The 16,652-nt window shown below is 46.7% G+C and carries 14 protein-coding genes; 9 read left to right on the top strand and 5 right to left on the bottom strand.

The features are described from left to right. Positions 1-35 precede the first annotated feature (35 nt). The 6 genes from KE626_RS29645 (at position 36) to KE626_RS29620 (ending at position 6,418) form a co-directional block, all read left to right on the top strand. On the top strand, positions 36-2,879 hold the full coding sequence (locus KE626_RS29645) for an alpha/beta hydrolase family protein (RefSeq protein ID WP_211976690.1): 2,844 nt from the start codon (positions 36-38) through the stop codon (positions 2,877-2,879). Positions 2,880-3,056: 177 nt separating this feature from the next. Next, on the top strand, positions 3,057-3,758 hold the full coding sequence (locus KE626_RS29640; protein ID WP_211976689.1) for an ATPase: 702 nt from the start codon (positions 3,057-3,059) through the stop codon (positions 3,756-3,758). A 95-nt stretch (positions 3,759-3,853) separates the two neighbouring features. Further along, on the top strand, positions 3,854-4,696 hold the full coding sequence (locus KE626_RS29635) for a helix-turn-helix domain-containing protein (RefSeq protein WP_211976688.1): 843 nt from the start codon (positions 3,854-3,856) through the stop codon (positions 4,694-4,696). A gap of 47 nt (positions 4,697-4,743) precedes the next feature. After that, positions 4,744-5,199: a GNAT family N-acetyltransferase gene (locus KE626_RS29630; protein ID WP_249207800.1), complete on the top strand. Its 456-nt coding sequence runs from the start codon at positions 4,744-4,746 to the stop codon at positions 5,197-5,199. A gap of 39 nt (positions 5,200-5,238) precedes the next feature. Then, a complete protein-coding gene (locus KE626_RS29625; RefSeq protein WP_211976687.1) occupies positions 5,239-5,742 on the top strand; it encodes a cupin domain-containing protein in 504 nt (167 codons plus the stop codon). 52 nt (positions 5,743-5,794) lie between these two features. Then, positions 5,795-6,418 (top strand): DUF4230 domain-containing protein, encoded by a 624-nt coding sequence (locus KE626_RS29620; RefSeq protein WP_211976686.1) that lies wholly within the window; start codon positions 5,795-5,797, stop codon positions 6,416-6,418. Positions 6,419-6,449: 31 nt separating this feature from the next. Here KE626_RS29620 and KE626_RS29615 read toward each other — a convergent pair whose 3' ends face one another. After that, a complete protein-coding gene (locus KE626_RS29615) occupies positions 6,450-7,169 on the bottom strand; it encodes a hypothetical protein (protein ID WP_211976685.1) in 720 nt (239 codons plus the stop codon). 253 nt (positions 7,170-7,422) lie between these two features. Between KE626_RS29615 and rbp the strand changes: the two genes are divergently transcribed. Continuing rightward, positions 7,423-7,743, top strand: coding sequence for an RNA-binding regulator (rbp, locus tag KE626_RS29610; RefSeq protein ID WP_079468754.1), 321 nt, complete (start codon positions 7,423-7,425; stop codon positions 7,741-7,743). A gap of 195 nt (positions 7,744-7,938) precedes the next feature. Here rbp and KE626_RS29605 read toward each other — a convergent pair whose 3' ends face one another. From KE626_RS29605 to KE626_RS29590, 4 genes are all read right to left on the bottom strand, one after another. Then, entirely contained in the window at positions 7,939-9,267 is a 1,329-nt protein-coding gene (locus KE626_RS29605) for a dihydrolipoamide acetyltransferase family protein (RefSeq protein ID WP_211976684.1), read from the bottom strand. 70 nt (positions 9,268-9,337) lie between these two features. Next, complete coding sequence (locus KE626_RS29600; protein ID WP_211976683.1) at positions 9,338-10,585, bottom strand: competence/damage-inducible protein A; 1,248 nt, start codon at positions 10,583-10,585, stop codon at positions 9,338-9,340. Between the two features lie 6 nt (positions 10,586-10,591). After that, a complete protein-coding gene (locus tag KE626_RS29595) occupies positions 10,592-11,008 on the bottom strand; it encodes an acyl-CoA thioesterase (RefSeq protein ID WP_211976682.1) in 417 nt (138 codons plus the stop codon). A 42-nt stretch (positions 11,009-11,050) separates the two neighbouring features. Further along, complete coding sequence (locus tag KE626_RS29590) at positions 11,051-11,458, bottom strand: DoxX family protein (RefSeq protein ID WP_211976681.1); 408 nt, start codon at positions 11,456-11,458, stop codon at positions 11,051-11,053. Between the two features lie 287 nt (positions 11,459-11,745). On the opposite strand from KE626_RS29590, the gene KE626_RS29585 reads away from it, so the two are divergent. Together KE626_RS29585 and KE626_RS29580 are read left to right on the top strand one after the other, a co-directional pair. Further along, entirely contained in the window at positions 11,746-14,823 is a 3,078-nt protein-coding gene (locus tag KE626_RS29585; protein WP_211976680.1) for a tetratricopeptide repeat protein, read from the top strand. 47 nt (positions 14,824-14,870) lie between these two features. Further along, entirely contained in the window at positions 14,871-16,520 is a 1,650-nt protein-coding gene (locus KE626_RS29580; protein ID WP_211976679.1) for a TonB-dependent receptor, read from the top strand. Positions 16,521-16,652 lie beyond the last annotated feature (132 nt).

Here is a 16,652-nt window from a genome sequence, read left to right as displayed (position 1 = left end):
ATATTTTGATCGTCGCAATTAGTATTTTAGCATTTATGAGAAAAGTTTTTTTAGGGATATCCCTCCTGGGATCAACCATTGTTACCTATGCGCAACAACCTGCTAAAAAACCGCTGGATCACAGTGTATACGATAGCTGGCAAAGCATTGGCACAAAGCTGATCAGCAACAACGGACAGTGGATCGTATACGCCGTAATGGTACAGGAAGGTGACGCCGATCTGGTGATCAGTAACCGCAAAACGGGACAATCCATACAGGTGCCAAGGGGCAGCAACCCGGTGATCACGGAAGATTCCCGCTATGTTATCTGCAGTATCAAACCGCTTTTTAAAGATACCCGCGAAGCAAAAATCAAGAAAAAGAAAGCGGCTGAAATGCCGAAAGACTCACTGGCTATCATCCCCCTCGGTCAAACCGGTATACAGAAATTTCCCGGGCTGAAATCTTTTAAAACACCGGAAAAAGGCAGCGGATTACTCGCCTGGTTACAGGAAAAGCCCGCCGATACCGCCAAAAACAAAGGGAATAAAACGCCGAAAGATTTTACGGATGCTGATCGGGCCGACGATGATAAAACCCCTGCTGCCGGCTCAGAGAGCGGCACGCTCATCATCCGTCAGCTACTCAGTGGCAGGGAAGACACGATCAAAAATGTAAAGGAATATGTTTTCAGCAAACCCGGTAATCACCTGCTGGTAGAAACAGGCGCCGACAAAAAAGATTCACTTTCCCGTAACAGCGTATTACGCTGGCAAACAGCCACCCGTAAAGCTGATACCCTTAGCCGCGGCAATACAGACTATAAACAGTTTGCATTCGATGAAAAAGGAGAACAGGCCGCCTGGTTTGGTACCTCCGACGCAGAAAAAGCATTACAGCCATTCTATAAACTGTACTACTTCAAACCGGGCCAGGACAGCGCTATAGAAGCAGCCGGCAAAAACAGCAGCGGCATCCCCGCCAACTGGACCATCAGCTCCAACAGCCTGATCTATTTCAGCAAAAACGGACAACGGCTCTTCTTTGGCACCGCACCCATATTACCTGTAAAGGATACCAACATCGTTGATTTTGAGGTAGCCAAAGTAGATATATGGAATTATAAAGATGACTACCTGCAACCCATGCAGCTGAAAAATGCCGACAAAGAACTGAAAAGAAATTATGCAGCCGTATACTACCCTGCCGGCAACCGTATTGTTCAGTTGGGCGCCGAAGACCTCGAAACCCTGATCACTGCGGCAGAAGGCAACAGTACTAACGCACTCGGCTATACGGATAAAGGAGAACGCGTGCCCCTGCAATGGGTAGGCCGCACCCTCAAAACCGCCTGGCTCGTGAATGTAAATGATGGCACGCGCAAAAAAATAAAAGAAAAACTCGATGGACAGTTCTTTATTTCTCCCGAAGGGAAATATATTACCTGGTATGACCTGGTAAACAAACAGTGGTTCAGTTACGACAACAACACCGGCACAGTGGTAAACATCAGCAAAGGTATACCCACCAAGGTATATGATGAAGAAGATGACCACCCCGATGCCCCGGAAGCATATGGCATTGCAGGATGGATGGCCAATGATGCAGCGGTGTATATCTACGACCGTTACGACATATGGGAAACAGATCCTGCCGGTAAAAAGGCCCCGGTAAATATAACGCAGGGAGCGGGCCGCAGAGATAAGATCCGGTTCCGTTACCTCCGCCTCGATCCGGAACAACGGTTTTTCACACCCAATGAAACCCTGATGCTGTCTGCTTTCCAGGATAGCACCAAATACAACGGTTTTTATCAGCAACCATTACCTGGCAAAAACGGGAAAACCAAACCCCTCAGCCAGTTAGTCCTCGGCCCATATACCTACAGCGATCTGCAAAAGGCGAAAGAGGCCAATGCGTATACTTTTATCCGCAGCCGCTACGAAATATCACCCAACGTATTTGCTGGAGATAATATCGCCGGGGCAACAGCGCTCAGTCATACCAATCCCCAACAGCAAACATACAACTGGGGCAGCGCATCACTCTACAAATGGACGACTTTCAGCGGCAAACCTGCAGAAGGTATTCTTTATAAACCGGAAGATTTTGACAGCACCAAACAGTACCCGGTGATCTTCTATTTCTATGAGAAATTGACAGACGGTTTGTATAGTTATCAACCGCCCGCACCAACACCTTCGCGACTCAATATTTCTTTCTTTGTAAGCCGCGGCTACCTGGTATTTGCGCCGGATATCAGTTATGAAAACGGCTACCCAGGCAAGAGCGCATACGATTATATTGTAAGCGCCGCAGAAGACCTGGCTAAAAAACTATGGGCAGACGGCAAAAACATGGGCATACAGGGTCAGAGCTGGGGCGGCTACCAGGTAGCTTTCCTGATTACTCAAACCAACCTGTTCAAAGCTGCCTGGGCAGGCGCCCCGGTAGCCAATATGACCAGCGCCTATGGAGGAATACGCTGGGAAAGCGGGATGAACAGACAATTCCAGTATGAACACTCTCAAAGCCGCATAGGCGCTCCTTTATGGGATAAACCGGAACTCTATATCGAAAATTCTCCGCTCTTTAACCTTCCGCGTGTAACCACACCCGTAGCCATCATGTCTAACGACGCAGACGGCGCCGTTCCCTGGTACCAGGGCATTGAGCTGTTTACCGGATTACGTCGTTTAGGCAAGCCCGTTTGGCTGCTGAACTATAACAACGAAGCGCATAACCTGGTACAACGCCAGAACCGTAAGGACATACAGCGCAGGGAACAGCAGTTCTTTGACCACTTCCTGAAAGGCGCGCCGGCTCCGCAGTGGCTGGAAAAAGGCGTTCCTGCTACCGAAAAAGGAATCAACTGGGGCTGGGATCTGCAACAATAAAATAATCAGCATAGCTAAAATGCTACAGGTACCATAAAGGTGCTTGTAGCATTTTTTTTGTGAGAAGAAATATTAAAACGATGGAATCGGCTGCTACACCCGGTTACAGGTTTGTTAATACACCAACATTGGCTTATAAATAACAGGGATGGCGAGTGAGTTGTACATCTTTGTGGCATGCCGAATTTGTACATTATTGCCGGCTGTAACGGTGCGGGAAAAACAACTGCGAGTTTTGCGATATTACCTGAAATACTGGATTGCAGGGAATTTGTAAATGCAGATATCATTGCAGCAGATTTGTCTCCGCTAAATCCGGAGCATGTTGCACTGGAAGCAGGGAGAATCATGTTGCAAAAAATTCACTTCCTGATAAAAGAAAAAGTTGATTTTGCATTTGAAACAACATTGGCTACACGTAGCTGTGTGTCTCTCATAAAAACCGCAAAAACAGCGGGATATACAATTACACTGCTTTACTTTTGGCTTAACTCACCAGAATTAGCAAAAATAAGGGTTGCAAAGCGGGTAAAGGAAGGCGGCCATAGCATACCACCGGATGTAATTGAAAGACGATATTACAGGGTCATTATGAATTTAATGAATCTATATATTCCGGTTTGTGATAACCGGATGATTGTAAACAATATGGAACCAATTCAGGAAGAAATTGAATTAGGCGGAAAGAACGGACTTAAATTATTATTAAACTGCTATCCTGGAATGCAATCCAGCATCAATTTAAAACGTATGGGCACTAAAGAAAAAGAACTCAGAGCGTTATCCGAAAAAGTAATGCGTGGCTTGAAAACGGGCATGTTCCGCCCGCCATTCGCTGCTCCCCTCCCCTATCTCTCAAATATATTTTTCATAATATAAAATATTTAACATATATTTACAATAACATCGCCACTTTAGCGTATGGTGTGATCTTGCAGCGATAGCGATATCCTTAACACCACATTATTGTACCTATGAACTTCCATATCCATCATCCTGCGGATGCATTACGTCCTTTTGTAAAGCAATATTATTTCTGGGAAGATAATACCCGTGGAATTATCCAGCTGCCACAAAACCTGTTTGCACTTGGCGACCAATACATGGTATTCATCCTGGAGGGGAAAGCGGAGATCAAACCAGTGAATCACAAGGCTTTTACGTTACCTGCTGCCTCCGTTCTGGGGCATCTGACCTGCGCCTGCCAGTTACAGGTACAGGGACCGGTAAAAGTAGCGGTGGTACAATTAAATGCGTATGGCTGTCATCGTTTACTGGGACTGGATGCTGCCAGCTTCACCAATTATTATCGCAACCTGGCCAGCATTGAGCCACCGGTATGGAATGAACTGATTACTGCTTTACAACATATCACCGCCCCCAAAGAGGTGGAAATCCTGCTGGATAATGTTTGTTTGCAGGCGCTTGACGCCCGGAACGGCAATCTGAAAATGGTAGACGATATGGTCGATTATATGCTGATTATGCAGGGAAATGTGGAAGTACAGGAATTATCCGGCCGGTATGGACTTTCCAGGCCCACACTGGAGCGTCTTTTCAGCAAAATAGTAGGCATTCCGCCGCAGCTATATGCCCGGATGATCCGGTATAAAACAGCCCTGAGCGCCCTGCGCCAGCTGAATCTGCCCGAGTGGCAAACGCCGGTGGCTACCACTGCCTACTACAACCAGGCAATGTTTATAAACGACTACCTGCTGTTCAATCACGAAACACCTTCTTACTTTTCGCCTGCCACCGCTGCTACTATTGCGCACCTGCCGGTAACAGGATCGCACCAGGTAGCCGTTGCCAGCTAAAGTGAAATATTTATTATTTTAGTGAGCTGAATGCTAACTCAAATAATATGGAAACCACTGATGTAATGGAAGGCGAATACCTGGTCACTGCCGACAAATCCAGGCTGGATCTGCATGCCATTCACGATTACCTGGCCCGCGAATCATACTGGGCACAAAACATCCCCCTCAGCATTGTTGAGAAATCAATAGCAGGATCCTTGTGTTTTGGCGTGTTTCACAACAAACAACAAATTGGCTTCGCGCGCCTTATTACCGACAGCGCTACTTTCGCCTACCTGGCAGATGTATATATCCTGGAATCGCACCGCGGCAAAGGATTGTCTAAATTACTGATGCGTACTGTTCTGGCACATCCCGGCGTACAGGGATTGAGACGTATGTTGCTGGTCACGGCAGATGCCCATGGATTGTACCGGCAGTTTGGTTTCACCGATGTTCCCAACCCGGAAAAATTTATGCAGCTTCATAACCCTGACCCATATACGAAAAAAGAGCAATAACCATACTTTTTGCTTAACTTGGAGTTATAACAGGCATCTATGCAATATTCTGCAGCCCATTGGCGTGAACAACTGAAACTGCAATCCCATGTGGAAGGCGGCGCATTCCGTGAAACCTACCGTTCTGAGTGGGTATTGGATATGACCACATTACCGGCTGGTATGAGTGGTAACCGGAACGCATCTACGTGTATTTATTTTTTACTGGAAGAAGGAGAATTCTCGGCCTTCCACCGTATCGCCGCCGATGAGATCTGGCATTTCTATGATGGGCACACCCTCACTATTTATGAAATAGCCCCGGGTGGCGAGCTCCTGATACACAAACTGGGTCGCGATATTGCCAATGGAGAAAGCCTGCAGGTCATCATTTCGGCAGGCAACTGGTTCGCCTCCCGCGTGGAAGTACCCGGCGGCTATGCACTTACCGGCTGCACCGTAGCGCCCGGCTTCGATTTCGCCGACTTTGAACTCGCCGAAAAAGCACCGCTGCAGGCAGCCTACCCGGAGCATAGCGCACTGATCGACACCCTTACCAGGTAACAGTGTCGAAAAAAGAATTTATCATTGTGTCATCTAAACTGCGGCCATTAACATGAATCTGAAAAAGCTCCTTCTGCCGGTTATGCTGATTGCCTTAGCCGTATTAATATTCTGGATGGGTAAACGTTTTGGCAGCACCAATGTAAGTCAGCAGGTGATTTCAAACAGCACTATTGTGAAAGAAATTGCGGAACTGGCCAGCCTGGATGTGCAGGGATCCGCGAGTATAAAAAGAAGCAATATCGAAAATAACGGCGACTGGACCGATAACCTGAAAAAGGCCTTCCTGGAAAATACAGTATGGGTGACTATTCCCTACCAGGCCAAATTTGGGGTTAATATCGACGAGAAGTTGTTTAAAGTAGAACTAACAGATAAGAAGATTATTCTCCGTTTACCCGCCCCCCGCCTGCTCAGCTACGAATTGAAGATGGATCGTATGGAAACCTCTAACCGTAAGGGTTGGCTGCTGTTCCAGAACGATGAAACCTATACCGACGTACAAAAAACACTGTACCAGACTTCCCGCGCCCAGCTGGAAAATAACCCTACTTATATTGCACAATCCAAAGAGAAAATACAGAAAGTAATGGAGCAGTATTATGCGCCATTCCTGAAAGACCATACCCTTGAAATACAGTATGATGGCGAAACAAAGGCGCCGGCGCTAAAATAGCACCCGGTTTAAGGATCATTCGTTTTACCTCCTATGCCGCCTGTTCCGCGATGTATTTTACGAGACTCCGCTTGGCCACCGGCAACAAGGTTTCATTTACCGGTACTACCAACGGCGTTTCCGCGCAGTATACCGCCGGGTTGGGCAAATCGTTCCTTTCCCGTATCAGCATGGTTTTAATATGCCCGATGGTATGCACAAAATCCTTCCTATAGGTCTGCACATACTGGGTATGGATACCCCGGAACTTCTCATCATGCCGCTCAAAAATCGTTAACCGATAGGCATATACCAGCGTTTGACTCCCCCGCCCATCGCAAAGTAACAGGTACCCTTCTGCCGTTTCCAGGGGGATGAGCCCCACCGGGAAAATGCTCAGATTTTCCGCCACGTAATCATAAATCTCCGCCCCTTCCTTTATCCTGCTGTTCAGCTGAGGCAGGGAATACTGGATGATGGTTTCCAGTTCCTCCATCAGCTCATCATCCGCAATCAGTTGTTCATACAATAACTCCAGCTTCTGCAGATTTACAGCAGTGAGCCGTTTGGGAAACTGCTGCTGCAAAAACTGCTTGTTGTCCCGGAAGGCAACCAGGTTATTGTAATGGAAAATGATGTCGGACAACTGCGGGTACAGTTTGCTTTGGGTGAAGTAATGATTGATGTCCTGCAAATAGGCTAAAAGGGTATACTTTTTCAGCTCAAAGTCAATATAACCATCAGCGAACCATGTTTCACTTAACGCTCCCATATCAATTAAATTTAATGGATCCTGTACTGAATTTACGAAAAAAAAACGGCAAAAAAGCGCGTTTTAAGGGGAAACTGACCTATTTTAAATAATATTTCAGGGGCAGTCAAACTACACACTATAAAGGATTTAACAAGGTAATGCGATAGTAAAAAAGTAGGTAAAAACAAAAATATTTAGACGCTAACTTTTTTATTAGCTTTATTTCCTTAACTTCAATATATTATTTTTCATTTTTTTAATTTCAGTTATCATGAACATTTACGTAGCCAACCTGCACTATAGGTTGAACGATGAGGATCTCCATCAGATTTTCAGCGATTTTGGAGAGGTTACCTCCGCTAAGGTTATCAAAGACCACGAAACTGGCCGCTCACGTGGTTTTGGCTTTGTGGAAATGCCTAATCAAGAAGAAGGAGCAAAGGCTATGGATAGTTTGAACGGCAGCGAAATCGAAGGTAAGCAATTGATGGTAAACGAAGCAAGACCTAAACAACCGAATAATAATTTCAAAGGTGGCGGTGGTAATAACCGTGGCGGCGGAGGATATGGTTCCCGCGACCGTCGTTATTAATAATCCCCTTATTCGGCACAAAGGAACTCAAAAAGGCGCTCTATGGCGCCTTTTTTATTTTTGCAAAAGCTGAAAGCATAAAGCAAAAAGCTATTGAAGCGATTGATAAAGGAGTATGGGCCAGAAATGGTGACTTATTCTCCTTTATCAATCGCTTCAATAGCTTTTTGCTTTATGCTTTCAGCTTTTTGCTTTCTACAGTCCTTTCTTAGGATCAAAATTCTCCAGCTCCTGCGCTACGGCTGTCAGGAAAGTGGCTCCCAGGGAACCATCCACGATACGGTGATCGTACGACATGGACAGGTACATCATATGCCGGATACCGATGGTATCTCCTTCCGCTGTTTCGATAACTACCGGGCGTTTCTTGATAGCACCCACCGCCAGGATGGCGACCTGTGGCTGATTGATGATAGGTGTTCCCATCAGGCTTCCAAAAGTGCCTACGTTAGTCAGCGTGAAAGTACCGCTTTGGGTATCTTCCGGCTTCAGCTTATTCTGGCGGGATGCATTGGCCAGGTGGTTCACCTGTTTGGTTAACCCTACCAGGTTGAGCTGATCGGCATTTTTAATAACCGGAACAATCAGGTTACCGCTTGGTAAGGCCGCCGCCATACCGATATTAATATCTTTTTTGATGATGATTTTATCACCGTCGAGTGAGCAGTTGATTAACGGGAAACGCTTGATACACTTTACAATAGCCTCAATAAACAGGGGTGTAAAGGTGAGCTTCTCTCCTTCGCGTTTCTCAAAATCGCCTTTCATGCGGTCGCGCCATTTCACCAGGTTGGTTACATCGGCTTCGGCGAAGCTGGTCACATGCGGACTGGTTTGTTTGCTCATCACCATGTGATTGGCGATCAGCTTGCGCATGCGGTCCATTTCCACGATTTCCACGTTTCCGTTGTAGGTAGGGGATGCCACCGTGGTGTTGGTAACCACCGCCTGTTGCTGACGGGCAGTAACTACCGCAGCAGATGCAGGTTCCGGCGTTACATCCGGAATTACTTTGCCTTCCCGGCGGTCGGCCACAAATTGTAAAATATCTTTTTTGGTAACACGGCCGTCGTTTCCGGAGCCGGGGATCTTTTCCAGGTCAACAAAGCTGACACCTTCCTGTTGTGCAATGGTGAGTACCAGGGGAGAATAAAATTTGGCGCCGCCGGAAGAAGCAGGCGTTTCAGCCGCCGCCGAAGGTACCGGCGCCGAAGTAAATCTGGGTTCGGAAACTGCTGCAGGCGCTTCCGGTGCCGAAGGTGCAGATACCGCCGCTGCATCGGCATTGGTATTAATGCGGGCGATGACAGTACCCACCGGTACCACATCGTTTTCATTAAAGAGCACTTCTGTGATCTCTCCTTCCGCAATGGAGGGTACTTCGCTATCCACTTTGTCGGTGGCAATTTCGAGCACGGTTTCATCAACTTTTACGTGATCGCCTGCCTTTTTATGCCAACGCAAGATGGTGGCTTCCATGATGCTTTCTCCCATTTTTGGCATTACCAATTCTACAATGGCCATAAGATTGATTTAGCTTTAGTGCCCAGCAAAAATAAGGGAATTGTATCAATTCAAAATACGGGGAATATCCCTATTCCTGAATGAGTTTGCGCAATTCGTTCATGGCGTAAACACCGGTCATCTGCGTATTCCGTTCCCGGTCATACCGCAGCTGGTATTTTATGGTATTTACCCTGTCTTTACTCGCTACCGCCACCCACACCGTGCCCACCGGTTTCTCCGGCGTACCGCCATCCGGGCCCATAATACCGGATACAGCAATGGCATAATCACTTCCCAGGAATGACAAAGCACCTGTCACCATTTCGCGCACTACGGCTTCACTTACAGCGCCGTGCGCCTGCAGTGTTTCCTCTTTTACGCCCAACATCTTCACTTTCATGTCGTTGGAATAGGTGACCGCGCCCCCCTTAAAATAAGCGGAGCTGCCCGGCACGGCGGTAATCCAGCTGGCTATCAGTCCACCCGTACAACTTTCGGCGGTGGCCACAGTTTTGCCCTTTTCCCTTAGCAGCTGCCCCAACACCTGTCCCATGGTGTTATCGTGATCGGTTACCAGGATATCGGCCAACAGCTCCTTCAGCTCATGGAAAAGGATGCTTATCTCTGCAGCCACTGACACCTTATCCTTTCCAAAAGACGTTAACCGCAGTTTTAGTAAACTGTAACTTGGCAGATAGGCCAGCTTTACATGTGGCGGCAGCTTTGTTTCAAAAGCTACCAACCGCTCTGCAATAAACGATTCTCCCATACCGGAGGTTACCAGCGTTTGATGGATCACCGCCGGCGTATCGAAATGTGCCGCCAGCTGAGGCAACACATAATCTTCCATAATACCCTGCATTTCATGCGGCACACCGGGCATGGACACATAAATTTTCCCATCCTTTTCAAACCACATACCCGGCGCTGTACCCCGTTTGTTCTGAATTACCGTCGCCGATGCAGGTACCATGCTCTGATCCAGGTTACGCTGCAGGATAGGTAATCCCCTGCTTTCGAATATATGCAACACATTTTCGAGTGCGCCTTCATCCTGGACAAGGCTGGTATTAAAATATTCGCAAAGTGTGGGCTTGGTAATATCATCGGCCGTAGGCCCCAATCCCCCGGTTACCAACACAATATCAGAAACCGCCGACTCACGGGCCAGCGCTTCCAGGATATCTTCCTTTATATCGCCAATGGCTACACGCCGGTGCACCCATATTCCAATCGCATTCAGCTGCTGCGCAATCCAGGCCGAATTGGTGTCGATCGTTTGTCCTATCAGCAACTCATCACCAATGGTGATGATACTGGTTGTAATTTTATCCATAAAGCGTTATGCGGGCTGGAAAAATGGCTCCAGTCTCTTTTTAAGCTCTTCCGGCAAACCGGCTTTCTGTTTAGTATTTACATCAATGAATACCAGTGTGGTAACGCCTACATTCAGCAGTTCGTTCTTCTCGTTATACAACTCACTGTGAAACTGTATCTTAGAACTCTTTGGCAGCTCCCGGAGTGTAGTCTTCACCGTTATCAGGTCATCATAATAGGCAGGACGCAGGTATTTTACATTCAACTCTGCTACGGGCATAATAACCCCCTGATCTTCCAGCTCCTTATAGGTGAAACCCAGTTCCCGTATGGCTTCCGCTCTTCCTACTTCATAATACAGACCATAGTTGCCGTAATAAAGATATCCCATCTGGTCTGTTTCCCCATAACGTACCCTGATCGTTGTTGTACTGATAAACATGGTTCCTCGCTATTTTATGTCCAAAACGTTTACTTGAAAATTTTATTTGCCCAGTGCGCCATCCAGCGAAAATTTACCGGGACCCGCAAACAACAATGTCACAAAGCCGGCCAGAAAAAGAATCGCCATTTCTTTTTCATCAACAGGCTTGGCGCCGTTAATGATGAAAACAATCACGCTCATACAGATAATAAGCGGTATGGTGGCTAATCTGGATAGTAATCCCACTATCAGTAATACAGCGCAGAATACCTCTGCAAATACCGTCATACCCAAAGAAATTTTGTGCCCTACCCCCAGTGGATCCGGAAAAGAATTCATTTTGGCAGTAAAATTGATCAGCTTGGGCCACCCGTGCAACAGTATCAGGCCTCCGAACACTACCCGGAGTACCAGCATGGAAAAACTAACGGCGCCATTTGTATAGCCGGTTGAGAACAGTTTTCTCATAGTAGGTAAGGTTTTTGTGCTAAAATTATTTTCCGCAAGATAAATGAATACGCTTTGCCTTGCTATCGGAGTTATCCACATTGTTGGAAACCCGATCGGAAAAGAAAAGATATAACTTTTATATTTGCTGGTACCTCCTATTGGGTTTCCCGTTAAGGACATCTGAAGCATAGGCACAGGGAAACGGAACATCAGGTCAGGCCATCGCAGAGTACTTCCCCCGGCTGGAAAATATTTCCTCCCGGGATTCGTTTTAAACGCAATATTCAAGACATAACAGCTATAGCATGCAATTCTTAAGAAAAGTTTTTATTCCCGGACATCTGTACTTATCGTTGCTGGCTTTTGCCGGCGCGGGTTTGGCAGGGATGCCTGCTGCCCAGGCACAACAAACACGCATATATACAGACCCGGAAAAAGTATTTAAGGACGCCCAGCAGTATTTCCAACAGGAAAAATATGCCGTGTCCATGCAGCTTTTCAAGCAAACAATTGATAACATCGACTATTTCCATGAAACCAACCGCGACCTGGTCAAAACAGATGCGTTCTACTACTACACCATCTGTGCACTGAAACTGCAGCAGGATAACGCGGAAAAAGAAGCCCTCCGGTTTCTTAAACTGGCCAATAACAATGCCCGTGAAGAACTGGTAAGCTACCAGCTGGCAAAATATTATTTCCGTCAGAATAAACTTAAAGAGGCCATTCCCCTCTACGAGAAAGCCAACATCGAAAATTTGTCCAACGCGGAAATCGCAGAAGCAAAATTTGAACTGGCTTATTGCTACTTCAACCTGAAAGACTTTACCAAGGCACAGCCGCTGTTTGCCTCCATCAAGGAAATGCCCGGCAAATATAACCTGCCGGCCAATTACTACTATGGCTTCATCTCTTACTATAATCACCAGTACGGAGAAGCCCTCAACAGCTTCCAGAAAGTAGTGAACGAACCCAAATACAGCAACGTTGTACCTTACTACATCGCTGAAATCTACTACTTCCAGGGTAAAACAGATCAGCTGATCGCCTATACAGAGCCACTGCTCCAGAAAGGCGGGCAATACTACGAAGCCGAACTGAAACAACTGCTGGGTAAAGCTTACTTCGAAAAAAAGAACTACCAGAAGGCCCTCCCCTATCTGCAGGACTTCCAGGACAATGCTGATGAAGTAAGAAATGAAGATATCTACCAGTTATCATACGCCTACTACCAGACTAACAATCTTAATAAAGCCATCACAGGATTTAAAAGACTGAGCAGCTCAAAAGACTCACTGGGTCAGAACTCCATGTACCTGCTGGGCGACTGCTACCTGCGTACCGGCCAGAAAGCCAATGCCCGCAACGCCTTTGCCTTTTGCGCCAACAACAGCTCCAATGCACAGCAACAGGAAATTTCCCGCTTCAACTACGGCAAATTATCTTACGAACTAGGCTACCCGGATGCTGCCCTCAACGAACTCACCCAGTTTGTAAAAACATATCCGCAGTCTCCCTACAACAAGGAAGCCCGCGAAATACTCGTCAATCTGTTCATGAACAGCAACAACTATAAAGACGGTTTAGCCACCATCGAAATGATTGCCGATAAAAATCCAACGGTATTGAAAGCCTACCAGAAAGTAGCCTATGGCCGCGCCACACAGCTGATCAACGACCAGCAACTGGGGGAAGCCGACCGCTTACTGGATATCGCTATCAGCAATCCATACGATGCCCAGATCAAACAACTGGCTCATTTCTGGAAAGCAGAAATCGCCCTCCGTCAAAATAAAACAGACCAGGCCGTTACTAACCTCAACGCCTATCTGAATACCACCGCTCCCGTTTCCGGCGAAGCCAACGCACAAACAGCCAGCTATAACCTGGGCTACAGCCTGTTGAAACAGGACAAATACACCGAAGCACTGCCCTATTTCGAAACAGCGCAAAAAACCAGCGGCCCCAATGCACAACGTATTGCTACCGATGCAGCCCTCCGCAGCGCAGACTGCTACTACATGCTGCGCCAGTTCCCGAAAGCATTATCGCTGTACGATCGCATCATCAGCAATAACGAACCAGGCGCTGATTATGCCACCTATCAGAAAGCAGTGATCCTCGGATTACAAGGTAAACAAAGTGAAAAACTGGCTTTGCTCAAACAACTGGGTAACAAGTTCCCGTCCTCCGGTTTTACGAATGAAACAGATATAGAAATAGCCAATACTTATCTCTCGGAAGAAAAATATACAGAAGCTATTCCTTTCCTGGAAAATGTATTGCAGAAACAACCTAATGGTCCCAATGCTCCAAGAGCATTGCTGAAACTGGGTTTGAGCTATTATAATAAAGACAACGACAGCAAAGCCCTTTCTTATTACCGCCAGGTGGTGGAAAAATTCCCTGGGTCGCCGGAAAGCAACGAAGCATTGCAGAGTATGAAGTCCATCTATGTAAGCCAGGGTAAAACCGACGACTACCTCGCTTTCCTTAAAGCCAGCGGAAGAACGGTAACAGCAACTGCGGAAGACTCCCTCACCTACGCTGCTGCGGAATCCAGGTTTACCGCCAACGACTGTGCAGGCGCTACCACCGGATTCAACGCCTATATTCAGAAATACCCGAACGGTCAGTTTATACTGCCCGCCTATTTCTATAAAGCAGAATGCGCGTATAACAGTAAAGACTATACGGCAGCGCTGCCCGCCTACGAATTTGTTTTGTCCCGCAACAACAGTCTGTACGCAGAAAGATCTGCACTTCAGGCCGCGAACATCAATTTCTACCAGGCGAAAAATTATGAAAAAGCGAGAACTTATTACTTACAGCTGCAAGACCTGGCTACCAGCAAGGAAAACAGTCTTTCTGCCACCAGGGGCTTGCTCCGCAGCAACTACCAGCTGAAACGCTGGGATGAAGTTTCCAACTACGCAGAAATGTTATTATCTGCCGCTAATATCAGCACTGATGACCAGATTATCGCTCATTTTTACCGCGGTAAGGCTTTACAGCAGGCAAAAGATTATGCCGCTGCCCTCGCTGAATTCAAAACAGTGGCTGGCATGACCAAATCTGAAACCGGCGCCGAAGCCCGCTACAGCATTGCGGACTGCTACCTGCAACAGAATGAACTCGATGCTGCTGAAAAAGCCGGCTTTGATGTGATTAAAAATACGCCATCCTATGAATACTGGGTCGCTAAATCATATATCCTGCTAGGCGATGTATATAGCCGTCAACAGGACTATTTCAATGCAAAAGCCACTTACCAGAGTATTGTTACCAACAGTACCATTCCAGAGCTGAAACAGGAAGCAAAAGATAAACTGGCCAAAGCAGAAGCAGAAGAAAAAGCAGCCGGTAAAAAACCAAAGAAATAACATTCATTTCCGGATGTTGGAATTTTGACATTTAAGCGCAACAAAGCATGAACATTCAAGCAATATATAACAAACGTACTTTCATCATCACCGCACTGGGCGCGGCAGGACTGCTGTCTTCACAAAAGACCTACGCACAGGAGCCGCTGAAACAGGAAACGATCGATATCATTTCCACCAACCAGCCCAAACTGCGGGATGCCTATAAGCTCAATCTCACCGCGTCCCTGCCAGGTATTGATACCAGCAGGCCATCGCTGAAATACCAGATACCGGCGCTCAACCTGAACTTCATGTACCAGGCCACGCCACTGAAACCACTGGCGCTGGGAAAAGATTCTCTCTCCTACCTGCAGAATAATTTTGTAAAACTGGGCTATGGTAATCTTAAAACACCCTATGTACAGGCAGGTTTCGGCAGCGGCAGAAAAGATATTTACAACTACGGCCTGTACGTAAACTATACCGGCTCACAAGGAAAAGAAATCTCCGATCAGATCTACAGCAACCTGAATGTACTGGCCGCCGGCACCTACCTGCTGCCAAAATTCCGGTTCGACGGAAGCATCGGTTATGACCGTAATACCGTTCACTATTATGGCTATGGACATGATACCGCCAACTATAAAAAGAAAGATACCGAACAAACCTTTAACCAGCTGACCGCCACCGTGGGCCTGCAAAACAGGCCGCAGAACGACTGGGCATTTACCTTTCAGCCCCAGGTGAAGTTTATTCTTTTCAATGATTCCTACAAACGCACAGAAAATACTTTCCTGCTGAAAGTACCTGTACGTAAACAGGTGTTTGAAGATATCTTTATTGGTGTGGAAGGTGTGTTTGATCTTTCTACCTACAAAGAAGATAATAACCGCGCCATTAACAACAATATAGCGGCTATTCATCCTGCAGTCGACATCATCAAGCCGGGCTTTGTATTACACGTAGGCGTAAACCCCACCTGGACCAACAGCAAGTTTTACCTGCTGCCAGACATCGTGAACGAGTCGCACCTGGTACGCAAAAAACTGATCCTGAGCAGTGGATGGATTTCCTATTTTGAAAAGAATTCCTATCGCAATCTTGCCAATAAGAATCCCTTCCTCGCCGGCTTACCGGGCGAAATGCTGAATACCCGTGTAGAGGAAAAATACACCGGTATCAAAGGCACACTGGGCAGCCATTTCAACTATAACACCAAGTTTGCTTCCGTTACCTGGTACAATATGCCGCTGTTTGTAAACGATAGCGCCGACACCAAGAAATTCACCACCCGTAACGAAACCATGCTGCGCGCCTTTCAACTGCACGCAGAAGTAGGATATATAGAAGAAGAAAAATTCCAGGCAAGGGTAAGCTTCGACTGGTACAACTATAATAAACAGGAAACGGAAGTACAGGCATGGCATCTGCCGGCATTCCAGGGCGATTTATTTGCGCAATACACTATCGCAAAAAAATTACACCTGAACGCCGACCTCTTTGCGCTGAGCGGCAGCTACTACCTGCTCCCCAACAAAGATTTCAACAAAACCAAAGGCGCATGGGACCTGAATGCAGGAGCATCTTACGATATCAGTAAAAACTTCGGCGTTTGGCTCAATGCTAATAATATTTTCAACTCCCATTACCAACGCTACTACCTGTACCCTACTTACGGGTTCAATATTGTTGGGGGAGTAATGATTAAGTTCTAACTGGGTGACGGGCCGATAAAATCAGCTGTTAGCCATTAGCTGCTAGCTGTTAGCAAATGCAGCGGATGTTGTCTTTGGGCAGGATTAGACTGATTTTGATGATTTCCAGGATTTTTTTTATTTTTTTGATTT

It is taken from the genome of Chitinophaga hostae (assembly GCF_018224885.1).
GTDB lineage: Bacteria > Bacteroidota > Bacteroidia > Chitinophagales > Chitinophagaceae > Chitinophaga > Chitinophaga hostae.
The sequence above is the reverse complement of the archived record's forward strand: the minus strand, read 5'-3'. Positions and strand labels throughout refer to the sequence as shown.